15 protein-coding genes are annotated in these 25,118 nt (G+C 65.5%); 8 read left to right on the top strand and 7 right to left on the bottom strand.

What is annotated here, in order from left to right; translation table 11 throughout:
• Window positions 1-465: 465 nt before the first annotated feature.
• Together G4L39_RS05030 and G4L39_RS05025 are read left to right on the top strand one after the other, a co-directional pair.
• The gene (locus G4L39_RS05030) at window positions 466-8,355 is read left to right on the top strand and encodes a lamin tail domain-containing protein (protein ID WP_165106395.1); all 7,890 of its coding nucleotides are present in this window, start codon (window positions 466-468) and stop codon (window positions 8,353-8,355) included.
• Window positions 8,352-9,767, top strand: a complete 1,416-nt coding sequence (locus G4L39_RS05025) for a basic secretory protein-like protein (protein ID WP_165106394.1) — start codon at window positions 8,352-8,354, stop codon at window positions 9,765-9,767. The genes G4L39_RS05030 and G4L39_RS05025 overlap by 4 nt, the downstream gene beginning before the upstream one ends.
• A 42-nt stretch (window positions 9,768-9,809) precedes the next feature.
• On the opposite strand, the gene moeB is transcribed toward G4L39_RS05025, so the two are convergent.
• Entirely contained in the window at window positions 9,810-10,952 is a 1,143-nt protein-coding gene (moeB, locus tag G4L39_RS05020; RefSeq protein ID WP_165106393.1) for a molybdopterin-synthase adenylyltransferase MoeB, read from the bottom strand.
• A 71-nt stretch (window positions 10,953-11,023) separates the two neighbouring features.
• On the opposite strand from moeB, the gene G4L39_RS05015 reads away from it, so the two are divergent.
• The 3 genes from G4L39_RS05015 to G4L39_RS05005 are packed head-to-tail and all read left to right on the top strand — an operon-like array spanning window position 11,024 to window position 13,890.
• On the top strand, window positions 11,024-11,890 hold the full coding sequence (locus G4L39_RS05015; RefSeq protein WP_165106392.1) for a purine-nucleoside phosphorylase: 867 nt from the start codon (window positions 11,024-11,026) through the stop codon (window positions 11,888-11,890).
• 36 nt (window positions 11,891-11,926) lie between these two features.
• The gene (locus G4L39_RS05010; protein WP_165106391.1) at window positions 11,927-12,349 is read left to right on the top strand and encodes a cytidine deaminase; all 423 of its coding nucleotides are present in this window, start codon (window positions 11,927-11,929) and stop codon (window positions 12,347-12,349) included.
• A gap of 53 nt (window positions 12,350-12,402) precedes the next feature.
• The gene (locus G4L39_RS05005) at window positions 12,403-13,890 is read left to right on the top strand and encodes an ATP-binding protein (protein WP_165106390.1); all 1,488 of its coding nucleotides are present in this window, start codon (window positions 12,403-12,405) and stop codon (window positions 13,888-13,890) included.
• A 112-nt stretch (window positions 13,891-14,002) separates the two neighbouring features.
• Here the strand turns inward: G4L39_RS05005 and G4L39_RS05000 are convergent, their stop codons facing one another.
• Entirely contained in the window at window positions 14,003-14,893 is an 891-nt protein-coding gene (locus tag G4L39_RS05000) for a prepilin-type N-terminal cleavage/methylation domain-containing protein (protein WP_165106389.1), read from the bottom strand.
• Between the two features lie 347 nt (window positions 14,894-15,240).
• Between G4L39_RS05000 and carB the strand changes: the two genes are divergently transcribed.
• Both carB and G4L39_RS04990 read left to right on the top strand, forming a co-directional pair.
• Window positions 15,241-16,791: a carbamoyl-phosphate synthase large subunit gene (carB, locus tag G4L39_RS04995; protein WP_165106388.1), complete on the top strand. Its 1,551-nt coding sequence runs from the start codon at window positions 15,241-15,243 to the stop codon at window positions 16,789-16,791.
• Window positions 16,792-16,842: 51 nt separating this feature from the next.
• Entirely contained in the window at window positions 16,843-17,736 is an 894-nt protein-coding gene (locus G4L39_RS04990; RefSeq protein ID WP_165106383.1) for an alpha/beta hydrolase, read from the top strand.
• A 51-nt stretch (window positions 17,737-17,787) separates the two neighbouring features.
• Here the strand turns inward: G4L39_RS04990 and nusG are convergent, their stop codons facing one another.
• From nusG to G4L39_RS04970, 4 genes are read right to left on the bottom strand one after another with little or no spacing between them, the layout of a single operon-like run.
• Window positions 17,788-18,381, bottom strand: a complete 594-nt coding sequence (nusG, locus tag G4L39_RS04985) for a transcription termination/antitermination protein NusG (protein WP_165106381.1) — start codon at window positions 18,379-18,381, stop codon at window positions 17,788-17,790.
• A gap of 1 nt (window position 18,382) precedes the next feature.
• On the bottom strand, window positions 18,383-20,494 hold the full coding sequence (locus G4L39_RS04980; RefSeq protein WP_165106379.1) for a GumC family protein: 2,112 nt from the start codon (window positions 20,492-20,494) through the stop codon (window positions 18,383-18,385).
• A 7-nt stretch (window positions 20,495-20,501) separates the two neighbouring features.
• Entirely contained in the window at window positions 20,502-21,230 is a 729-nt protein-coding gene (locus G4L39_RS04975; RefSeq protein WP_165106378.1) for a polysaccharide biosynthesis/export family protein, read from the bottom strand.
• An 11-nt stretch (window positions 21,231-21,241) separates the two neighbouring features.
• Window positions 21,242-22,579, bottom strand: coding sequence for a porin family protein (locus G4L39_RS04970; RefSeq protein WP_165106377.1), 1,338 nt, complete (start codon window positions 22,577-22,579; stop codon window positions 21,242-21,244).
• A gap of 585 nt (window positions 22,580-23,164) precedes the next feature.
• Here G4L39_RS04970 and G4L39_RS04965 point away from each other — a divergent pair.
• Window positions 23,165-23,743: a CPBP family intramembrane glutamic endopeptidase gene (locus G4L39_RS04965; RefSeq protein WP_165106375.1), complete on the top strand. Its 579-nt coding sequence runs from the start codon at window positions 23,165-23,167 to the stop codon at window positions 23,741-23,743.
• Window positions 23,744-23,909: 166 nt separating this feature from the next.
• On the opposite strand, the gene arsB is transcribed toward G4L39_RS04965, so the two are convergent.
• Window positions 23,910-24,995, bottom strand: a complete 1,086-nt coding sequence (gene arsB / locus G4L39_RS04960; RefSeq protein ID WP_165106374.1) for an ACR3 family arsenite efflux transporter — start codon at window positions 24,993-24,995, stop codon at window positions 23,910-23,912.
• Between the last annotated feature and the right edge of the window lie 123 nt (window positions 24,996-25,118).

Raw genomic sequence — 25,118 nt, 5'->3', positions numbered from 1 at the left:
GGCCGCCCGAACATCCATCCCCGCACGGCGTTGGCGGGTCGGGCCCGGCAAACCGATCGACCGCCAAAGGTCCTCCCTCGCCCCGACCCGGTCTCCGAGAAGACACAAGACTGCGGCTCGGACCCACATGGACCGACAGAGTACCTCACACCGAAATCCCGCAGAGTGAACAGTGCCAAGCCGCCCGAGCCCGAACACGGGAATCCGGGCTTGGCCGGAAATGTTTTTCGTGGAATCTTGCCGGACGCCAGGTGGTCCTCCACCCAAACGACCGCGTGAGGGCCCCGAACCCCTCTACCGCGGACGAAATGACACAGCGACGAAATGGTTAGGCACCACGGACAATCCGGGCCCGGTCTAAAAGCGGTCCGCGTAACCTCTCCCGGACGGCTGAGCACCCTTTCGACAACGGTCGTGTTCTGTTTCCTGGCGACTGTTCTTGCCCGGACCGCGGCAGCCGCGCCCATGCAACCGATTGCAGTGACCGGCTTCAACCTCGACTTGGTGGTCGAAAACACCGCCAGCGGTCCGCCCTACCATGCCCGGGCGGTTGAATTCAACCCCGGCGAAAACCTGGCGTTTTACCAGGCCGGCCTGCCCGGCAAAAACTATGGCCTGCCCGTCAACGGCCGCTGGACCAGTGCGCTGGACAACGAAACCGAGTTTGCCTTCGCCCCGTACGAAAAACCCAATGCGCTGGTGTTGAGCAGCGCCACGGGCCTCACCGAAGGCACCCTCACACTGATGCAACCCGCAGTCTACCGACGCATCGCCGTCCTGGCTCACTCGGCCGGCGGCGGTGGGTCACCCTCACTGACCCTCCATTTTGCAGACGGGCGCAACGTCAACGCCATCTACCAGGCCCCGGACTGGTTCAACAACAGCGGCTACGCCCTCCAGGGCGTGGAACGCATCAACCTGACCACCGGCTCCACCCAGGGCGCACCCACCAACCCACGCTTTTATCAAACCACGCTCGACCTCGAAGCCCTGCTCGGCGGTACGCCCGCCCCTCTGATGGCCATCACGTTCCAAAAAGCTGCCGGGGCCGGCTCCACCGGAATCTACGCCGTGAGCGGGGAGCCCTGGCCGGATCAACCGGCCCGCATCCTCCAATCGCCGGCCTCGCTCACCGTGGTCGAGCCCGGGCCGGCCCGGTTCGAAGCCCTTGTCACCGGCCAGCCATTTCCGGCCCTCCAGTGGTTTCGCAACGGGCAACCGGTTGCCGGCGCCACCAACACGTGGTTCACGTTGGAGCCAACGAGCCCGGCCGATGACGGTTCCACCGTTTTCCTCCGGGCCTTCAACGTCGTAACAGGGCAGGTTCACTCGGTCACCAGCAGCGTGGCCGTGCTGCACGTCGTGCCCGACACCAACCCGCCGGTGCTGCTGACCGTCTGGGCCAGCGGCCGTTCGCAAGTGGTGGCGACGTTCTCCGAGCCGGTCGAACCATCCGGCGCGCTCGATCCCACCCACTACGCCGTCCTCGGCACCCACGGACCGGTGGAGGTTGCGTCCGTCGAACTCTCCGGCTCGGGCGACCAGGTCCGGCTCAGCACGGCGACCCCGCTATCCGTGGGCGAATCCTGTACGCTGATCCTTTCCGGGATCACCGACCGCGCCGCGGCGGCCAACCCGTTGCCGCCCGACACGGTGGCCCGATTCAGCGTCACCGGATTCGAAGTGAAGGAATTGGGCGGCGCGGGTCTGCTGCGCATGGTCGAAGCCGCCTCCAACGGCCTGCAAATCACAACCCGCGGCCGCGGTTGGGACGAGGCAGGAGACGAGGGCGGCTTTCTCTGCCAACCGGTGACGGGCGATTTCGATCTCCGGGTTCGGGTGAACAGCCTGGGTTTTGTGAATGTGGCCACCGGGGCCGGTTTGATGCTGCGGGAGGACTCCGCGCCCGGTGCGCGCTCGGCCGGCGTCATGGCCACGCCCACCCTCCACGGATGTTATTTCCTCGTCCGCAACGCACCGGGTGCCCAGGTCACCCGATCGGGACATTTCCCGGCAAACCCGGGCGCCACCTGGCTGCGATTGCGCCGAACCGGCAATCAGATCGAAGGCTTCGCCGGTCCGGACGGACTTCATTGGATGTCCCTGGGCACCGCCTCGATGGACCTGCCGGAAACCGTCCAGGTCGGCCTGGCAGTGGCCAGCGCCTCGACCTCTCAGTGGACCCGCGTGGACTTTACCGCCTTTTCCGACACGCCCACCCCCGCAGGACCGGTGGATCTGCCCTTCGAACCTCTCGGCCCGTGCACCCGACTCACCTCCCTGGTGATCTCGGAGATCATGTATCATCCCACCAATCCGGCTTTGGAATTCATCGAACTGTTCAATGCCCGGGCGGAACCGGAAGACATCAGCGGTTACCGGCTCGACGGGAGCGTCCAGTTCACCTTTCCCCCCGGCACGGTCCTCCCGGGCGGCGGATTTGTCGTGGTGGCGTTGTCTCCGGACGCACTCCGCAACACCTACGGGCTCACCAACGCGCTCGGTCCCTGGAGCGGTCGGCTCCCCAACGATCGGGGGCAGGTGCGGCTCCGGCATCGCACGGGCGCCGTCTTCCTGAACATCGAATACCGGGATGACCCGCCCTGGCCGGTCGCCGCCAACGGTGCGGGGCCGAGCCTCGTGCTGGCCCATCCATCCCTGGGTGAAAACGACCCGGCAGCCTGGAGCGCCAGCCAATGGCCCGGCGGCTCCCCCGGCCTGCCGGAGGGGTTCCTGACGGACCCGTTGCGCGCCCTCCGCATCAACGAGTTTCTTGCCCACACCGACCCGCCGCAGCTGGACTTCGTGGAATTGATCAATACCGGCACGGAATCGGTGGACCTCGGCGGCTGCACTCTCAGCGACGAACCGGACACGGACCGCTACGTCATTCCCACCGGCACGATCCTGCCGCCCGGCGGGTTGATCGCATTCACCGAGCTCAACCTCGGTTTCGCGCTGAACGCCGCAGGTGAAACCATCTACCTGCGCGCACCCGACCGGCGCGTACTCGACGCCGTCCGGTTCGGCGGCCAGGCCAACGGCACCAGTACGGGACGCTGGCCGGATGGTCGCGAGGCGTTTCACCCACTGCAACAACCCACACCCGGTGCACCCAACACCCAACCGCGCCTCGGCGAGGTCATCCTCAACGAAATCCATTACCACCCGGTAAGCGAGGATGACGACGACCAGTTCATCGAACTCCATAATCGCACGGATCACCCCGTTGCCCTGGCGGGATGGCGACTCGACGACGGCGTGCAGTTCACTTTCCCCGAATCAGCCGTCATTCCGCCCCGCGGCTACCTGGTGGTCGCCCGCAACGCAGGCCGGCTCATGCAACGGTACCCGTGGCTCAACGCCACCAACCTGCTCGGCAACTTCAGCGGACGCCTCGCCCACGGCGGCGAACGCATCGCCCTCACCCGACCGGACCGGGTCGTACAAACCAACGCGCTCGGCCAGGTCAACACCAACCTCATCCACATCGTGGTGGACGAGGTGACCTGGCGCGACGGCGGCCGTTGGCCTTCATGGGCCGACGGAGGCGGCAGTTCCCTCGAACGCGTCCACCCGGACACCCACGGACGTCATCCAGCCCATTGGGCCGACAGCGACGAAACCACCAAGGCCCCATGGACCCTCATTTCCACTACCGGCACCATTGACCTGGGCAGCACCACCGCCGATCAATTGCAGGTGCTGCTCATGGGACCGGGCGAGTGTCTCTTGGACAACGTCGAGGTCCTGACCCCGGCCGGCGTCAACCTCATCGCCAATTCCACATTCGAAAACGGCACCAACGGCTGGACCGCCGAAGGCACCATGGCGGCCTCCGGTTGGGAACCCTCCGAAGGCTATCAAAGCGCGCGATCCTACCACATCCGCGCCGTCGACCGCGGCGACAACCAGATCAACCGCGTCCGCACCCCGCTCACCTCAACCCTGGCGCCCGGCACCACCAACGTCACCATCCGGGCCGCCGTCCGTTGGCTCAAAGGACATCCCCAGATCCTCCTGCGCCTGCGGGGTAACTGGCTCGAATGCGCCGGTGACATGTGGCCCACACCCCAACCCGGCACCCCGGGCCTGCCCAACAGCCGGCTCCAACCCGCCCCGCCCATCGCCATCGGCCCGGTCCGCCATTCGCCCGTGCTCCCGGCCGCCAACGAACCCATCCGGATCACCGCCCACGTGGAAGATCTTCACGGCGTGCCCGAGGTCCGACTGCAATACCGAATCGATCCGGACACCACCCTCCGGACCCTCGTCATGCATGACGACGGACAGGACGGCGACCTGCGCGCCGGCGACGGCCTGTTCACCGCCACACTGCCCGGCCAGCCCACCAGCACCCTCGTGGCCTTTTGGATCGAAGCCAACCGGCGCGGCACCCCGGTCACCGCAAAATTCCCAGCCGACGCCCCTGCTCGCGAATGCCTGATCCGCGTCGGCGAAACCCAACCGGCCGGCACTCTCCCCGTCTACCGCGTCTGGATGACCCGGACCACCCTCAACACCTGGACCAGCCGCCCCAAACTCGACAACACGCCCCTGGACGTCACCTTCGTCGTCGGCAACCATCGTGTCATTTACAATGCCGGTGCCCTCAACGCCGGCAGCCCCTACATCGCGCCCGGTTTCTCCAGCCCCATCAGCGGCCGGTGCGGTTACACCATCGAACTCCCCCGGGACGACCGGTTCCTGGGCGACACCGACCTGGTCCTGGACTGGCCCGGGGGCCACGGCGGCGAAACCACCGCCATCCAGGAACAAATGGCCTGGTGGATCGCCGACCGCCTCAACCTCCCCTACAGCCACCGCTACCACATCCGCCTCCACGTCAACGGAGTCACCGACGAACACCGCCAGGCCATCTTCGAAGCCGTCCACCAACCCGGCCGACGATTCGTCGAGGCATGGAGCCCCGATCAACCCGACGGCCAGTTCTTCAAAATCGACCGGGCCTTCGAGTTCAGCGATTCCGGCAGCCTGATCGCCGATCCCATGCCACGACTCCAAAACTACACCACCACCGGCGGCGCAAAAAAACGCGAACGCTACCGGTGGACGTGGATGTACCGCGCCACACCGCGCGTGCACGATTACACCAACCTCTTCGCCCTCGTGGACGCACTGAACGCACCGGCCCCGGAACCCTACACCTCCGCCACCACCGGACTCGTCGACCTCGAGGAATGGATGCGCATGTTCGCCTTCGAGCACATCATCGTAAACTTCGATTCCTGGGGCCACGAGATCGGCAAAAACATGTACACCTTCCTCCCGCGCGGCGGCCGCTGGGTCCTGTACGCGTTCGACCTCGACTGGCTGATGCTCGTCTCGCCGCGGCTGTCCTCGCGGTTTGCCCCCGACCAGGCGGCCTTGTTCACCTCCGAAGACCCCACCGTGGCCCGCATGTACGCCCACCCACCCTTCCAACGCGCCTACTGGCGGGCTGTCCGGGATGCACTCTCCGGCCCCCTGGACCCGGCCCAGGCGTTTCCCGTCATGGACGCCAAGTACCAGGTCCTCCGCGCCAACAACGTCCGATGGTGCGACGGACAGGCGCTCACCGACCCCTCCGCTCTCAAAACCTGGTTCAACGTCCGACGCACATTCCTCCAATCTCAACTGGCCGCCGTGACCGCACCCTTCGAACTGGCTCCCACGGTCCTCATCACCAACGGAATGGGCGTTCTGCAGGGCACGGCCCCCGTCGAAGCCGTCACCCTGGCCGTCAACGGCCAACCCTGGCAGGTCCTCTGGACCACCGTCACCAACTGGACCGCAACGGTCCCACTCCACCCGGGTACAAACGTCTGGACCGTCACCGCCCTGGACCGTTCCAATAACCCCCTCCCGGGCCTCAGCCGCACCCTCACCTTCGTGTCCCCCACGCCCGATCCCCGGCCCGAAGGGTACGTCGTGTTCAATGAAATCCTCTACCGACCCCGCCTGCCCGGCGCCAGTTTCGTGGAGCTGTTCAACCGTTCCCCCAACCAGGCCTTCGACCTGTCCGGCTGGCGCATCAACGGACTGGACTACACCTTCCCCGGCGGCACCTTCATCGCGCCACAAGGTTACCTTGTCCTGGCGGCCGACCGATCCGCGTTCATGACCGTCTTCGGACCCGGGGTCTTCCTGTTCGACGTCTTCCCCGGCAATCTGCAGGACCAGGGTGAAACCCTCTCCCTGTTACGCCCCGGCAACAACCCCGACGAATGGATCGTGGTGGACCGCGTCCGCTACGAGTCCGTGCCGCCCTGGCCGCAGCCGCAGCCCGGTCAGTCACTCCAACTCCTCGACCCTGAAACCGACAACAGCCGTCTCTCCAGCTGGTCGGTTGTCCAAACCCCGCCACCGGGACCCGCCTCGATCCTCATCCTCGACTACGATCATCCCTGGCGCTACCAACAGACGACCAACCTCGACGGCATCGCATGGACCGCGCCGGACCATCCCGATGCCAACTGGCCGGTTGGCCCCGGACTGCTCGCCTACGAAAACAATTCCGCCATCGTCCCCCTGGTGCGGACCCCGCTGAACGACCCGCGTCAGCCACCGGCCGGATTGCCCGCCGGCCACGCCTACTACTTCCGCACCTCTTTCGTCGTCACCGGTTCCCTCGCCGGCTACACCCTCACCGCCCGCGCCTACGTGGACGACGGTGCCGTGTTCCACCTCAACGGCCAGGAGTTCCACCGCCTGCGCATGCCCTCCACCAATCCGATCCTCCACAACACCTACGCCACCGCTCAACCGCCCGGCGGCGACGCCACCAGCCCCGATGCCTTTCCCGTACCGATGAACCTGCTCCGACCCGGCACCAACGTCCTCGCCGTGCAGGTCCACCAGCAAAACGCCAACAGCTCCGACATCGTTTTCGGCCTCCAACTCGTCGCCGAACGCAACCCCGCCGCCGCTGCCGAGGCCACCCCGGGCGCGCCCAACGCCGACACCACCAACCTGCCGCCCTACCCCACGATCTGGATCAACGAACTCCAACCCGAAAACCTCTCCGGCCCCGCCGATGCCTCGGGCCAGCGCGAGCCCTGGCTGGAAATTCACAACCCGGGTACCAACGCCGTGGCCCTCCGGGACTGCTTCCTCAGCGATCAGCTCCAAAACCTCACACTCTGGGCCTTCCCCGAGCAGGCCGTGCTCCCACCGGGCGGTTTCATCCTCATCTGGTGCGACGGTCAACCCGAACAAACCACCGCCACCGAATGGCACACCCCCTTCCGTCTCGCCCCGGGCGCCGGCACCGTCTTCCTCGCCCAGCGCGTCAACAACACCGTCCGCATCCTGGATTACCTCGCCTACACGAACCTCCCCGCCAACCGTACTTGGGGCGATTGGCCCGACGGCCAACCTTTCCACCGCCGCCCCTTCCACATCCCCACCCCCGCCGCACCCAACAACCCGGCCGCACCCCGGGTCCAGGTCTTCATCAACGAATGGCTCGCCGATAATGCCCGTACCCTGGCCGACCCCGCCGACGGCGGCTTCGAGGACTGGTTCGAACTCTATAACGCGGGCGATGAACCCGCCGACCTCGGCGGCTATTACCTCACCGACAATCTCAACCGTCCCGACCAGTTCCGCATCCCCGACACCGGTCAATACATCGTCCCGCCCCGCGGGTTCCTCCTTGTCTGGGCCGACAACGAACCGGAACAAAACCGGCCCGACCGACCGGAATTGCACGTCAACTTCGCCCTCAGCCGCAGCGGCGAGGCCATCGGACTTTACGCGCCCGACCTCACCCCCGTGGACACCGTCACCTTCGGACCCCAGGCCACCGACGTCGCGCAGGGCCGTTTCCCCGACGGCGCCGCCTCCATCCGCACCCTGGCCACCCCCACGCCCGCCGCGCCCAATCAAGCCCCCAACAGCCCGCCCCGCATCCAACCGGTCCCCAACCTGACCCTTTACCTGGGCCAAACCCTCCAATGGACCATAACCGCCACGGACGACGACATCCCCGCACAATCCCTCACCTTCACCCTCGGGCCCACCGCCCCCGCAGGCGCCACCATCCACCCTCAAACCGGACGGCTGTTCTGGTCCCCCGACCACGCACCGGCACAAGTGCAGTTTGAAGTGCTCGTAACCGACAACGGTCAGCCGCCCCTCAGTGCATCCATCCAGTTCCTCGTCACCGTTCGGCCCAGACCCGCGCTGGAACTCCGACCCGCCCAACCCGGTTGGGAGCTCCACTGGACCGAAGGCACCCTCCAGGAGGCCGACACCGTCACCGGCCCGTGGCGGGACATCCCCACCCCGCCGCCCTACCGCATGCCACTAAACGAAACCCAAAAATTTTACCGAATCCGCGTCACACCATGAAACCGCACATCCTTGCACCCTCCCCACGCACCCGACACGGCAGGATCAGCATCGCCGCGATTCTCCTCCTCAGCCTCCACGGGCTGCCGGCCACAAACACCGTCCAGGTCATCCTTGAGCGCCAGCCCGAGGATCCGGCCCGGCCCCCGTTCACTTTCCAAAAGATTCCTCCACCCTCCGCCACCGACACCGCCTCCCGGGCCGCCCTCCGCCTGCTCGGAGGCGAACCCGACGACAACAGCGCACCGCTGGAGGCCCTCCACGACGGCCGACTCCCCACCGGCCCCGATGACCCTGCCGCCAACTTCTTCTTCGCAGCCGGCACCGACGGCGGTCGCCTGCTCTTAGATTTCGGTCGGCCGGCGCCCCTGAGTTACATCAGCACGTACTCACGGCACCCCGGCTCGCGCGCTCCCCAGGTCTATACCCTCCACGCCGCACGCGGCGATGAACCCGGATTCCAATTCCCCACAAACGCCCCAAACAACCGCCCCGCACCCCCACCGCCGGGCTGGACCACCATCGCCGTGGTGGACACCCGACCCGCCCCGGGTCAACCCGGCGGCCAACACGGCGTCCTCATTACCAATACCACCGGTCCGCTCGGCCCGTTCCGCTACCTCCTCTTCGACATCCGCGCCACCGAACACGACGACCCCTTCGGCAACACCTTCTTCAGCGAAATTGATGTCGTCAGTGCCGACCCCGATTTCGTCCCCACCCCGCCCACCCGCACCCCCGGGCCCGAACCGTTCACCGTCCAAACCCCGGACGGGCGGTTTGCCTTCACACTCGACCTCAGCCAGGCACCCGAACTCGAACCCTGGACCCGCGAACGGCTGGTACCCGTAATCCTCGAGTGGTACCCGAAACTGGCCGAATTGCTCAGCGTCGAAGGGGTTGACCCTCCCGATCACGTTCACCTGGTACTCCGGCCCGGCCGCGGGGTCGCCGCCACCAGCGGCACCCGCATCACGGCCAATTCCCGCTGGATCGAACGTGAACGTGACGGCGAGGCCGTCGGTGCCATCGTCCACGAACTGGTCCACGTCCTTCAGCAATACGGACGCCGGCCCCGCGGCACCCCGCCGCCACCCGGCTGGTTGGTCGAGGGCATCGCCGATTACCTTCGCTGGTTCATCTACGAACCCCATAGCCATGGAGCCGACCTGACCTGGCTCCGCCGCCAGCAAAACCCGAACCTGCGTCACGACGCCGGTTACCGCATCAGCGCCAATTTCCTGGACTGGGTCACGCGCCGACATGATCCCGAACTGGTCCGCCACCTCAACGCAGCCCTCCGACTCGGTCGCTACGACGACTCCTTCTGGAAAACCCGCACCGGCCACACACTGGACGAGCTGGCCGAGGCCTGGCGCCGTGAAACCGAACAGGCGCTCGCCCGACCCTGAATACCCACTGGGCCGGTCCGACACCCCCCGGCGTCCCAACCCTCACAACAACGGAAAACCGGGATCAATCTCGCGCACCCAGGCCATCAACCCGCCGCGCACGCTCCGCACCGAGCGAAACCCCACCTGCTTCAAAAAGGCCACCGCCTGCAAAGACCGTCCCCCGGCCTTGCAATACAAATACGCCGGCTTCCGCGGATCCAGTTCCCGCCACCGCTGCGGCAGCTCGCTCAGCGGCAGCAACCGCGCCCCCGGCAGATGGGCCACCGCATACTCGTGCGCCTCCCGCACGTCCACCACCTCGATCCCCCGCTCCGGATGCAACACCGCCTCCTGCAATTCGCGCACCGTCACCTCGTCCTCGCCGCATGCACCAGCCGGCGCGGCCGTCGGGCACACCTCCTCGTAATGGCCGAGCCCCCGAAGGGTCGGATGCGCCCCGCAGATGGGACAACCCGGATCCCGCGTCACCCGGATCTCGCGAAACCGCATGGCCAGCGCATCGTACAACAACAGACGCCCCATCAACGTCGTGCCCACCCCCACGATCAACTTCAGCGCCTCCGTCGCCTGAATGCAGCCAATGACACCCGGTAACACCCCCAGCACACCCGCCTCCACACACGACGGCACCGTGCCCGGAGGCGGCGGTTCCGGATACAAACACCGGTAACACGGCGCCCCCAAATGCGGCGCAAACAGGCTCGCCTGCCCCTCAAACCGGTAAATGGAACCGTACACGTTCGGCTTCCCCAACAACACGCACGCGTCGTTCACCAGATATCGGGTGGGGAAATTGTCCGAGCCATCCACCACCACGTCGTAATCCCGCAAAATCTCCAGCGCATTGTCGCGCGTCAGTCGCTCCGGATACTCCACCACCTCCACATCCGGATTCAGCGCCCGCAGCTTCTCCGCCGCCGAACGCGTCTTCGGCCTGCCGGCATCCGCCGTGGTATGCACCACCTGCCGCTGGAGATTCGTGATGTCCACCCGGTCATGATCCACGATGCCCAACCGGCCCACCCCCGCCGCCGCCAAATACAACAACACCGGCGAACCCAGCCCACCCGCACCCACACACAACACCCGGGCTTCACGAATTTTCTTTTGGCCGGCCGGGCCGATCTCCGGCAAAATCACATGCCGTGCGTAGCGTTGCCACGATTCGGTTGTCCAATCCATAAAACGTCGCCGCTCAACCGCCGCAAACTAGGGGCAACCGACGCATCCGGCAAGCCGCGCACCACCGCGCAATGAAGACCGGCACAACCCGCAAATCCATCCGCCCGGCCGACCCCGGGCCCGACCAGTTGCAGGCCGCCCTGCGCCTCCTGCGCATGCAGTGCAGCTTCACGCCCCGGCTCGCCCTCGTGCTCGGCACCGGCTTCGGCGGCGTCGCAGACCTCCTGGAAACGCAGTGCCCAATCGACTTCGCCCAAATCCCGGGCTTTCCCACCCCAACCGTCCCCGGACACGGCGGTCGCCTCCTGGTCGGCACCCGACACGGTGTCCCGCTCGCCATCCTCCAAGGGCGCGCCCACTTCTACGAGGGTTGGTCCATGGCCCGGATCACCTTCCCCATCCGCGTCCTCGCCGCCTGGGGCGTGCGCGATCTCATCCTCACCAACGCCGCCGGCGGGATCCGACGCGGGTTTCGACCCGGCGATTTCATGCTCCTGCGCGATCACATCAATTTCATGGCCGACAATCCGCTGCGTGGGCCCCAGTGGCCGGGGTTAACCCGGTTTGTGGACCTCGGCCGGGCCTACGATCCCGATCTCTCCCGCGGACTCGCCCGGGCCGCACGCAACCAAAAACTCCGCCTGCATCGCGGGGTGTATCTGGCCGTGAGCGGACCCAGCTTCGAAACCCCCGCCGAAGTCCGGGCCTTCGCGCGCCTGGGCGCCGACGCCGTCGGCATGAGCACCGTCCCCGAGGTCATCGTCGCACGGCAATGCGGCCTGCGCGTCGCCGCCGTTTCCTGCATCACCAACCTGGCAGCCGGCCGGAGCCGGAAACCCCTCTCCCACGAGGAGGTCCTGGAACAAGCCGGCCGCATCACCCGGCAGGCCACCGCCTGGTTGGACGAGTTCATCCGCTGGTACGCCAGCCGGGACTGAACCCCATCCAACAAACTTGCACTCACACGGCCCACCATGAACCCCACCATCCGCGCCGAACCCGACCCGGCAACGATCCACAAGCTGGTGCTCGCCGCCGTCCGGGCCCGCCGACTCGCCCGTGCCCCATGGTCCGGGTTCCGCGTCGGTGCCGCCGTGCTCACACGCTCCGGCCGTATTTTCACCGGGGCCAACATCGAAAGCGCCAGCTTCGGCCTTACCTGCTGCGCCGAACGGGTCGCCCTGTTCAAAACCCTCACCGAATGCCGCGAACCCATCGTGGCCGTGGCCGTCGTCGCCCGGATCCCCCAAGGCCCCGCACCCTGCGGCGCCTGCCGGCAATTGCTGGCCGAGTACGCCCCCCGGGCGCATCTGTACGTGGCCGACAGCCGCCGGCCCGGCAACCCGCGCCGGTTCTCCATCGCCGATCTCCTGCCGGAGGCCTTTCTCCAATTCTAAAGTCCCGGGCCCATCCCGCCGATCACCAAATCAACTGGACCTCAAGCGGTCGCATGCGAAACGAATTTTTCGCCGCATTCGAAAACGCCGGATGGCCCGTCCTCTGGCTGGACGCCGCTGGAACAATCCTCCGCGCCAACGCGGCCGCCGTCCAACGGCTGGGCCCGGGCGTCTCCAGCGGAACCGCCCGGCTCGCTACCTTCTGGCACCCGGAAAACACCGCCCCGCCCGAGACCTTCCTTCTGCAGTGGACCCGCGCACCCATCCCCACCGTGACCCTTCGACTCCGGGCCCGTGGCGGGCAAACCCTCGAAACCACCGCCCATATCTGCAGCTGGACACGCGATCAACAGCGGTTCTTCCTCCTCCAGCTCCCACCCACACCCCCCGAACCCGACACCTCCTCCCTCCAACAGCGCCTCCAATCCGTCCTCCAGCTCACCCGTACCATCGCCCTCGACTTCAACAACGCCCTCACCCCCATCTTGGGCCGAACCTCCCTCCTCCTGAGCCGGTTGGCCCCCGACGACCCTCTCCGCCCCACCCTGCTCGAAATCGAACAAGCCGTCGCCCACGCCGCCGAACTCGCCCACGAATTGGGCTCCTTCAGCCACACCACGCCCGAGCCGGAAACCCCGCCCGGCGGTAACCTCAACGATCTCATCCAACGCGCCCTCGCCATCGTCCGGTCCAAACCCGTCCAGGCAGACATCGAATGGACCTTTGAACCGGAACGCCGCCTCTACACCGTCCACTTCCAGGAAGCCAAACTGCTCCAGGCAATCGTCCACCTCCTTGACAACGCCGCCGAAGCCATCACCCACCAGGGCCGCGTCCTCATCCGCACCCGCAACCTAGTCCTGGATCAACCCGCACGCGACCGCAACGTCGAGCTGGCCGCCGGATGCCACGTCTGTGTCGAAATCACAGACACCGGTTGCGGCATCCCGGTGGACCATCTGCCCCGTATCTTCGAACCGTTCTTCACCACCAAACGTGCCCAGGGCCATCGCGGACTGGGCCTTGCCTGGGTCTACGGCGTGGTCTCCGGTCACGGCGGCGGCATCGTAATCGCCAGCGAGCCCGGTCGCGGCACCTCGGTGCGCCTGTACCTGCCAGCCAGGCCCGTCGTAGCCCGCACCGCAGCCCCCTCCGACCCCATCCTGCGCGGCCAGGGAACCGTGCTGGTGGTGGACGATGACGACCGCGTCCGCCGAACCGTCGAAGCCGTTCTCAAACAGTTCGGGTACGACGTCCTGACCGCGCCCGGCGGCGCCGAAGCCCTCGCCCTGTTGAGCCGCAACGAAAACCGCGTGGACGTGGCGCTCGTCGACCTCGTCATGCCCCGCATGAGCGGCCGCGATCTCATCGAGCGGATCCGTCGTCTGCGGCCAACCCTCCCCATCATCCCCACCACCGGTTACGTACTGCCCGAACTGGAACCGCAGGACCGTACCCCCTGCCTGCGCAAACCCTTCACCGCACAAGACCTCCTCTGGCGGATCAAACAAGCCCTCACAATCGGACCCGGGCAGGGTTAACCCAAACCTGCATGGACTCCGCGCCCACCGGCACCACGCCCCCACACCGCCGGTTCCACCCACGCACCCACCTCAAACGCGCCGCCGCGGCCCACGCCGAACCCATCCACTCCTACCGCACGTCGGAGAGCGGGCGCGTCGAACGCTCCTGCAACCAGGCCACATCAGGATTGTGCGGCGAAGCAAAACTGTCGTTCACCAGCCCGCCCGGCACCAACGGCGGCATGGTCCGATCATCCCGCCACCGGCGCATCTCCGAATGCCCGTCCGCAAAGGAAAAACCGCAGGCCCGATGATGATAAAAACCCGGCAGATCATAGAAACCGTACAGCTCGGGTCGGTTCGGCCATCCGGCCATGCGCGTCGCGAAATTCCCCATGTCAATGCTGTCCTCCCGCATGTCCAGAAACACAAACAGCCTGGCCGGACCGGGATTGTGCAGATCCGATCCCTTGCGGTAGATCCGGTAATCGGAAATCAGCGCGCCCCAACCCCCGTCCGTCCCGCCCCAGCCCCCAAGATACACGTTCATGGACATGCTCCGCACCCGCGGCCGGGGCTCCCCATTGACCACCACAAACGATTGATCAGCCGGACATTTCCAAATCGTCCGCTGACCCCCGCAATACGGCCAGAGCGGACTGCGCTCGATCGACAGGGCCGGATTCCAATTCGTCGGGTTGTTCGGGTTCAAATCCAGATACCCCGTCACCCATGCCCAGGCCGCCGTCTCCGGCCGACGCGGATCCTCGCTGGCGAACGGCAGCTCGTCCCGGTTGTCATCCACATACATGCGCCATGCCAGCACCAGTTGCCGATGATTGTTGAGGCACTGGTACCCCTGCGCCCTCTGTTTCCCCCTACCCAAAGCCGGCAACAACAGCGCCGCCAGTACCGCCACCACCGCGATCACCACCAGCAACTCCACCAGCGTAAACGCCCCAACCGACCCCCACGGCCCAAAGCTCACCCGCCGCGCCCCTGTTCGCCCAGTCAGATTCATGGTCTCAACCGCATCTCAACCCACCCGCCAACGGCGGAAGTCCCACCCCGCAAGCCCGTGCTCCCATACCCTGCCCGCGCCGCTCATCCATCGCAACTCCCCGCTGCACCCGCCGCCGCCGGCGCCACTGAAAAAAAGCCCTTCACTCCACAAGCCTGAAGCCGGTCCCGCCCCGCCGCAAGTCCGGCTCCGGTTTCCACACCCGACCCTTGGCCGGCGCCCAAGCGGCCGCCAGGACCGGGGCGCCCAACGGAAGGCCCTCAACAGCGCCGACCCGCCCTGCGACAACCCGATCCCAATTCCGGCCCTGACAAACCCCCGGACATCGGTTTAACTCTCCCTCGCCTATGCCGAAGCGCAAGGACATCCATTCCGTGCTCATCATCGGCGCGGGCCCGATCATCATCGGTCAGGCCTGCGAGTTCGACTATTCCGGTACGCAGGCCTGCAAGGCCCTCAAGGAAGAGGGCTACCGCGTAATCCTGGTGAACTCCAACCCCGCCACCATCATGACCGACCCGGAGTTCGCCGACCGCACCTACATCGAACCCATCACGCCCGAATGCGTCGAAAAGATCATTGTCCGCGAGCTGGAAGAACTGCGCCGCATGGGCGTGCCCTTGGAAGGTGCGCCACCCGATGTCCCCCACAAGCTGGTCCTGTTGCCCACCCTCGGCGGCCAGACCGCCCTCAACACCGCCATGGCCCTCCATCGTTCGGGCGCACTCCGCCGCCACGGCGTCGAACTCATCGGCGCCAAACCCGAAGCCATCGAGCGCGGGGAAGACCGCCAGGTCTTCAAAGACCTCATGCTCAGCATCGGCCTGGACGTCCCCGTCAGCGGGACCGCCCACAGCCTCGAGGAAGCCCGCGCCGTTGCCGCCTCCATCGGACGGTTCCCCCTCATCATCCGGCCCGCCTTCACCCTCGGCGGTACCGGCGGCGGCATCGCCTACAACCGCGACGAATTCGAGGAAATCGCCCGCCGCGGCCTCGACCTCTCCCCCGTGTCCGAAATCCTCATCGAGGAATCCCTGCTCGGCTGGAAAGAGTTCGAAATGGAGGTCATGCGCGACCACGCCGACAATTGCGTGGTCATCTGCTCCATCGAAAACTTCGACCCGATGGGCATCCACACCGGCGACTCCATCACCGTCGCCCCCATCCAGACCCTCACCGACAAGGAATACCAGCTCATGCGCGACGCCAGCTTCGCCGTCATCCGCGCCGTGGGCGTCGAAACCGGCGGCTCCAACATCCAGTTCGCCGTCAACCCCAAAACCGGCCGGATGGTGGTCATCGAAATGAACCCACGCGTCAGCCGCAGCTCCGCCCTCGCCTCCAAGGCAACCGGATTCCCCATCGCCAAAATCGCCGCCAAACTCGCCGTCGGTTACCGCCTCGACGAAATCCCCAACGACATCACCCGCGAAACCCCCGCCTCGTTCGAACCCACCATCGACTACGTCGTGGTCAAGGTCCCACGCTTCGCATTCGAAAAATTCCCCGATGCCGATCCCACCCTCACCACCCAGATGAAAAGCGTCGGCGAAGCCATGGCCATCGGGCGCACCTTCAAGGAAGCCCTCCAGAAATGCCTCCGCTCACTCGAAATCGGACGGTACGGCTTGGGCGGCGACGGCAAACCCTGGCGCATCGACGGCCAGCTCTACGGCGACCGCGACCTGCTCCCGCGCGACCTGCTCATCCGCAAGCTCTCCATCCCCAACGCCGAACGCATCTTCTTCATCCGCCACGCCTTCCGCGCCGGCTTCACCGTCGAAGAAATCCATCAACTCACCCACATCGACCCATGGTTCCTCACCCAGATCCGTGAAATTGTCGAGTTCGAGGAACGCCTGGCCGCCTGCCGGCAAACCGCACTGGCGCCCGCATGACAACCCGTCACCACCCCGCCCGCGCCCCGGCAACGTCGGCTCCCCCAACCCATGGACAGTCCCGACCCACCCGCACCGCGCGCGGCCCCCAAAAACCCCACCCGCCGCCCCCGGCCGCGGGTCACCGGCCGTCTGATCCTCTACACCGCCCTGCTCTGGATCATGCTCCGATGGTTTGAACATCACCAGATCTACGCCCCCACACGGACCCACGACGCATCCCCGGAGGAACTGGGCCGTCCCTTCGAAGATCTCACCCTCACCACCGAGGACGGCCTGCACCTCCATGCATGGTATTTCCCCGCCGCCGGCCAATCCCCCAGAGCCCAATTCGCCGCCCTAGTCTGCCACGGGAACGGCGGCAACATCAGTCATCGGCTCCCGCTCGCCTCGGCCCTGCTCGACACCGGCATCGCCGTGTTGCTCTTCGATTACCGCGGCTACGGCCGCAGCGAAGGCCGACCCGACGAAGCCGGCACCTACATCGACGCACAAACCGCCTGGCAATGGCTGGTGCAGCGCGGCCATCCCCCGCAGGCCATCCTCGCCGTGGGCGAATCCCTCGGCGGCGCCATCGCCAGTCACCTCGCAACCCAAAAACCCGTGGCCGCCCTCATCCTCATGGGCGCCTTCACCAGCATCCCCGACCTCGGAAGCGAACTCTACCCATGGCTGCCCGTCCGTTCGCTCGTCCGCACCCGTTACGCCACCCGTGACCACCTGACCCGCGTCCACGTGCCGGTGCTCATCCTGCACAGCCGGCAGGACGAACTGGTGCGATTCCACCACGCCGAGGCCAATTTCGCCGCGGCCCACCCGCCGAAATGGCTCCGGGAACTCCGCGGCTCCCACAACGATTCCCTGGCCGACACCGAGCAAATCCGGGCCGCCGTGGACGAACTGATCCGTTTCCTCCAAACCACGCCGGCAAGCCGGTCCCCGTAAAAAGAAATCCCCGCCCACCGCCTCCCAAGCCGGGCAAACCACGCGGGCGCCTCACAGGGCCACATTCAAACGCAACCGAAGGTCCGAACAGGGACTGACCTGTTCCTCGGGAATCTCCACGCTCACCTGCCGCCCCAAAAACTCCAACAACACCTGCACCCTGCGCCGGGCCGGCACCACCCGATCCACCACCCCCTCCAGTCCCTGAAGTACACCGCCCATCACTCGTGCCCGGTCACCCGGCCGCAACCGTTCCCCGAGGATCTTCACCTCCTCCTCGCCCAGGCGCCTGCGCAGTTCCTCCACCACCGCGGCCGGAATCGTCGGCCACCGCTGCCCGAAATGCACCACACAGACCACGCCCGGACTGGCCTGAACCCACCGGAGGTGCCGGCCCCAGTCAAACCGCGCAAACAGATACCCCGGAAAGAGCGCCTCCGTCACCCACACGCCCCCCCGCACCGTGGGACGCCGGAAACGAATCCGCGGGAAGAACACCTCCACCTCGCGCAGCAGCCGCAAATGCCCCGCCGCCACGTGTTCCCGCCTCGGCTGGGCCCGCACGCAGAACCAGGCCGGACGCTCCGCCGCAACCGCCGGCGTCCATCCGGGCAGCGCCACCGACAGCGTCCCGCCGCCTGCCATCTCAAGCCTTCGCGCGGCTGGAACGGTGGTAGTAGTCCTTGTACCGCGAGTAGTAATAGTACTCGCCCGTTCGCGGGTTCACCGCGTTGAACACCAGCCCCAACACCTTCACGTTCCGCTGGTACAAAAGGTCCAGCGCCGCCCGGGCCACCCTCGCCGAGGTGTGTTGCGCGCGAACCACGAAAATCACCCCGTGCGCCAGCGGCGCCAGCGTGGTTACGTCGTCCGCAGCCATCACCGGGGGCGTGTCCAGCACCACGTAATCGTAGGCAGCCGCCATCTCCTCCAGCACCCGCCGTGTCACCGGCTGCAGGAACAACTCGCTCGAGTTCTGCGTCGGCGTCCCGCTCGGCACCACCCAAAGGTTCGGAACAGAGGTCGGCCGGACCACCTCCCTCCAATCCGTCTTCTGCTGCAGCACCTCCGAGAAGCCGGAGGAGTTCTCCACCCCGAACCGCCGGTGAAGCACACCCTTGCGCAGGTCGGCGTCCACCAGCAACACCCGCGCCCCGCCCAACGCCAGCGTGATGGCCAGATTGGCCGTGGTCATCGACTTCCCATCGTTCGGAATCGAACTCGTCACCAGCAGAAGCCGGGGCTTCTCACTCCCGTTCCCGGCCGGCATGAACAACAACGACGACCTCACATTACGGTAGGCCTCCGCAAACGCGTGCCGATCATCGTCCGGACGCAACAACGGCAGATCGCCGTTTCGACCCGACCGCTCCCGCGGGATCTGTCCCAACACCGGTTCCTCAAAATGATCCTGCAGCTCCACAAAGGTGTTCATCCGGTCGTCAAACCGCTCCACAATCAACAGCAGCCCCATCCCCAGCATCAACCCCACCAGACCCGCCAACGCCAGACTGACCGACAGACTCAGCCGATCCGGCTCCGCCACCGAGGCACGCTCGAGAATCGTGACCGACTCCGGAATGATGTCCTTGTCCACCCCCACCGCCTGCATCGTCTGCAACAGCCGGTCGTACAGGCTCTGAACCCGGTTGATGTTCGCGCGAATCTTCTGGTACTGCGCCATCTTGCTGCTGGCCTCCAACGCACGCGCCTCCCATTGCTTGATCTCCTTCTGGAGGTTCTCAATCTGCAACTGCAGCGACTTCTTCCGGTTCTCGATCTGCTCGGCACTCTGCTCGCGCACGATGTCCAGCAGCTTTTCCTTCCGCTGGATCTCCTCCCGCAGCGCAATCATCTTCGGATGCTTGGGCCGGAGGTACTCCGACAATTGCTGTTCCTCCGCCTTCAACACCTGGATCTCCTGTTTGACCTTGAGGTATTCCGAATCGGCCCGCAGCACGTCCACCGGACTGCGCTGTTGCCCCGGGGGGACGGGTCGCACCCCGGTGATCACCCCGGCCGCCTGCTGCCGTTCCAGGTTCTGCTCCAGATCCAGCATGTTCAACAGGTTCAACTCGCTCTGCAACATGGCCAGTTGCTGGTTCAACTGCGCCAGATAATTGCCCGCCACGTTGCCCTGCTCCTGCAGGAACACGATGCTGTTGGTGGCCTGAAACTGCAGCAGCTCGTCCTCATACTGCTTCAGCTCCTTCTCCAATCGCGCCACCTCCTCGGTGATCCCGGCCAGGGTCACATCCGAACTGCGCGTGCGCATCTCCTTCTTCAAATTGATGAACTCCTCCATCACGGCGTCCAGGTACGCCTGCACATACGCCGGATCCGATCCCACGGCGCGGAGATTGAACACGGTCGTCTTCGGCGTCACCCCCACCGTCACCTTCACCGGCACCGGCACAAGGTCCGGTCGGCCGGCATGCACCCGCTCCGCCGCCCGGTTCAACACCGTGTCGCTCTGCATCAGCGCCACCTGGGTGCCCAGAAAGTTGCTCAGCTCCTCGATGTAGTTGGCCCCCGTCTGCACCTGGATCCGAACGTTCACGATCATCTTGCCCCGGCTCGCATACGCCGGGGGCGAATTCCACACAACGATCAGGTGCACCGCCATCGCCAACAGGGCACACCCGGGCAACACCCACCAGTGCCGGCGCAACAAACTGCGCCAGCGCTGCAACACCGTGAAAAACCGGGCACTCCGAACCGACCGGTTCTCCGGGGCCGGCTGTGGATACTCGTTCATGCTCCTTTCACCAGTTGATCAGCCGAGCCGGAACAATGATGAAATCGTCCGGCTGCAGGGTTACGTCCTCCTCGATTCTGCCCCTCTCCAAAATGTTCTCCATGTTCAGCTCGAACGTCTGCCGGGTCCCATCCGGCTTCGTTCGAACCAAACGCACCTTTTTCTTGTTCGCAAAGTCCGAAAAACCACCCGCCCGCAAAATGGCCTTGCCGGCGGTGAAATTCTCCCCCGTGGGAATCTCAATCGCCCCCTGGTTCCGCACCTGACCCCAAATGTACACCCGCCCGGCCGTCTTGCTGATCTGGTCCAGCCCCAGCACCACCGTCGCCCGATAATAGTAATCCTGCTCCAGCAGCTTCTTCAGCTCCGCCGCCACCTGCTTGCACGTTTTGCCCGCTACCGACACCCGGCCCACGTACGGAACATCCAGCTCCCCGGAATCCGTCACCGTCAACTGCTTCGGCGGGTCCCGGTCCTCCAGAATCTGAAAACTGAGCTTGTCCCCCGGCGCCAAAGGGTGCCGATCATCCAAAACCACCGGCACCACCGGAGGGACCGCCCCGGTCGAATCGGCCGCACCGGCCGCACTCGCAGCATTCCCCTCCGGCACGCGTGTCACCGCCGGCGTTTCGTTCCCCGACGCCGGTGCCCCCGGCGGCGATGCATCCCCCTCCGCCGCCACCAACAAACCCACACCCGCAACCAGACCCAGGATGATCCCACCCACCTTTTTCATCAGAGCTTTCATTAAAACGTATACGTCCCCGTCAGGACAAGGCGATTCTGCGTGTAACTGCGCCAATGGATGTTCGAGTCCCGGACAATATGGCTGTACCCCAAACTGGCCGCCAGGTTCGGCCCCAGCCGCTTCCCAATCGCCACCCCCACCGAATAACGATCATAAACCTCCGGATCCACAAACCACGATCCGCCCTCCTCCTCCGATCGCTCGTAACCGGCACTGGTGGCCAGCGAGTATCCGCGCAAAATATTCCAACTCACGGTCAAATTCCCGTACCAGGAGCGCAGGGCGTCCGCATACCACCCCGACCGTACCTGCTGCCCGGCCGACAACACATACCGAATGTGCTGCGTGAGCTGATGCTGCACCGACAGGTCCGCATAAACCCCATCCACAGGCTCGCCACCCCGGCCCCCGATCATCACGTCGGTGGTCGGATCATAAACCACGTACCCCGCACCTGCCCGCAGCCGAATAAACCGACCCGCCGGCATTTCGTAAAACAGGCCGGCACTGTAATGAAACAGGTCATTCAGCCGAATCGGCAGGCCGGGGTCCTCATTGTTGAAATCCGTCCAACCCACCCCAAACTCCAGTCCCACCGGCGTCAGCGGCGTCACCAGCCAGCCCACGCGCAACCCAAAGAGTTCGGCCGTGCGATCCGTAAACCGGTACCGGTCATCGGTGGACTGGTAGATCTGGTGATCGTAGTTGAACGCCACCACCAGCTTGTTCAGATCCCACACCGCCAGCAGACCCGACTGATTGTCCAACCGACCATAGTTGAAACTGCCCCGGACATCCGGCTGATCCGCCACCTCCTGCGTGTAATGAAACCGATTGTGGAAGTTCAACAACAGGTTCCCGACAAAAACGTCGAAGGAAAGATTCGAATCCGGCGAAACGTGCAGGTAGTTCAGGTCCGGATGCGTCAGAAACGCGTTGTAGCTGATGCCGCTGTTCAGCGTCAGCACGTTCTTTTCCGTCACCGGATAGAGCGCCGCCACGGCAAAGCCGGGACGAACCACCAGATCCGACCGCGGGTTCACCTCCTCGTACCGGATATTGTCGTTCAACTCCAGCGCCAGGGTCGCGTTCAGGTCGAATCGCCACGCCCCCAGCCGGAGATCGCCCCACCCGGCCGCAATCCGCCGGCGCTTGGCTTCCAACGCCATCTGCCCCGTCAGCGAGGAGCGCAAAGCCTCCTGACCGGAAGCGGTCACCGCACCGGTTGCCACCGCCAGAACCGCCCAACCCAGGTACCAACCCCGACCCCTCTCATGCGGTCGCCCCCACCCCCTGCGCTGTCGTCGGTCCCGACCCACCTTGCGCCCATCATTCATGCCTGCAACTTGCTGATCCGCAAATTCAAGACTCGCAAACTATCGCCGGCCACAAGCCCGTCAAGCCACAACACCCCGAACGCAAATGCTCAGGGCGCGACCCGGCCACCCCTACACGCTTCACAACCTCGCAAGACCCGAAATGCCACCGCCACAGGGACAGCCCTGCCACCCATTGCCTCCGTGCCTGCCATCATCGCCGTCACCTCCCCACATCAGCCGAACCGCATCATCGCTTCACGCAGGGATTCAGACCCTCCGCAGCCCCTCCCCCCGGCCCGGCGATGCCCGGCGCCACATCCCCTCCCAAGACCCCCAACCTCCAGATCCACTGCCTGAACATGGCTTGCCATAAGGGTCCCGCCCAGGCCGAAGAACACCGGAGCCTCATGAGGGAGTCGTCACACCCGACGCACTCGCCCCGGCCGCCACGACCCAACCCGCCGCTCCGGCCGGCCGATCTTATGCGACATCCGGACCCCAACAACAACCCGCCCCCTCCACCGTCACCCCGCCCCGAAGCGCGTGTCGGATACGGGACGGTCAGACCTGCCTCGAAACCGAACCTCTGATACCGTGAGTCCCATGCAACCGGACGCCGAGCTCAGCCGACGCTTCTTTCAGATGGGCTGCGGGTTGGAAATCGCCCTTGGTCTGTTGGGCGGGCTGGCCCTGGTCCCACACCCGCGTCCGTTCGCAGATTGGTGGAGGACCGACCCGCAGGGGCTCGCCCTGGGCCTCGCAGCCACCCTGCCCCCATACCTCCTGTTCGTTCAAATCCTGCAGGCACGCAGGGGACCGCTCCTCTCCATTCGAAAGGTTCTCGAGGAGTTCGCCCGACCCCTGTTCACGCCATGGACAACCTGGCAGCTTGCCTTCATCTCGCTGCTGGCCGGCGTCGGCGAGGAACTGCTCTTCCGCGGAGCCATCCAAGGGTGGGCCGCCCAATACCTCGGCCCCATCCCTGGCTGGACCCTCGCATCCATCCTCTTTGCCCTGGCCCATTGCATAAACCGCGCGTACATGGGGCTCACCCTGATCCTGGGACTCTACCTCGGCGGGTTCTGTCTCGCAGGCACCTCCTTGATACCCCCGATGATCGTCCATGCCCTCTACGACTTCCTCGCCCTGATCTACCTGGTCCGATTCCACCAGCCGCGCTAAAAAACCCCATCACTTCAGCCCGCACCGCGCCACGGGTCCGTGGGCGCACCCTTCCACAGCGCGCAAAGCCCCGGCCAGACCACAAACCGCCGCGGCCACCATCGTCCCGCCGGCAGCCACCCCTCAGGCACCCGGCCGGACCAGGATTCCAGGCCCCGCGCCGTCCTCAGGAACCCGCAGCTCCCGTGCTCGCCAGACCGCGCTCATACCAGGGTCTCGTGGCATTACAGAACCGGCACACCGAAAGCATCACCGGCACTTCCACCAGCACTCCCACCACACAAGCCAGGGCCGCCGGCGACTCGGGGCCGAACAACGTAATGGCCACGGCCACCGCCAGCTCGAAAAAGTTGCTGGCTCCGATGAGCGCTCCGGGCGCCGCCACCGAATGCGGCACCCGAAACAACCGCATCAACAGATACGTCAGACCGGAATTGAAATACACCTGCACCAGGATCGGCACTGCCAACAGCACCACGGCAAACCACCGCTGCGTCAGGTTCCCCGCCTGAAACGCAAAAATCAGCACCAGCGTGGCCAGCAGGGCCACCACGGTCACCGGATGAAACCTCGGCAGGAACTGCTGCTCGAACCACTCCCGACCGTGTCGCCGCAACAACCACGCCCGGGTCGCATATCCCGCCGCCAACGGAATCACAATAAACACCACCACCGACGTCACCAGCACCTTCGGCGGAACGATCACCTGGGCCACTCCGCACAGAAACATCACAATGGGCGCAAACGCGAACAGCATGATCAAATCGTTCACCGCCACCTGCACCAGGGTGTAGACGGGATCCCCGTCCGTGAGATAGCTCCACACAAACACCATGGCCGTGCAGGGCGCCGCCGCCAGAATGATCAGACCCGCCGTGTAGTTGCGCGCCGTTTCCGGATCCACCCATGCAGAAAAGACATGCTGCAAAAACAACCAGGCAAAAAACGCCATGCTGAACGGTTTCACCAGCCAGTTCACAAACAGGGTCACCATCAGGCCCTTGGGACGCCGCGCAATCCCGCCCACCGCCGTGAAATCCACCTTCAACATCATCGGATAAATCATCAGCCAGATCAGCACCGCGATGGGCACGTTCACCTGCGAGCCCTCCACAAACTCCAGCCGCTGCAACGCCTGGACCGCCCCGGGCCAGAGCCGGCCCAGCGCCACCCCAACCCCCATGCACAACAACACCCACAACGACAAATACCGCTCAAACACGTTCAACCGTTTCGTCATCGTCGTGCTCATGCCCTGCTCTCCTCCTTCTTCCCGGTTTTTCGTTTGCCCTGCCAAAGCCATTGAAATCGCCACACCTTCCGCCCTTGCGCCGCAGGAATCCCCGTACCGGATCCACTGCGCCCCCTTGAAAGC

Origin of the sequence: Limisphaera ngatamarikiensis, assembly GCF_011044775.1 — a bacterium.
Taxonomy (GTDB): Bacteria; Verrucomicrobiota; Verrucomicrobiia; order Limisphaerales; family Limisphaeraceae; genus Limisphaera; species Limisphaera ngatamarikiensis.
Note: the sequence above shows the minus strand (reverse complement) of the source record. Positions and strands in the feature narration are given on the sequence as shown.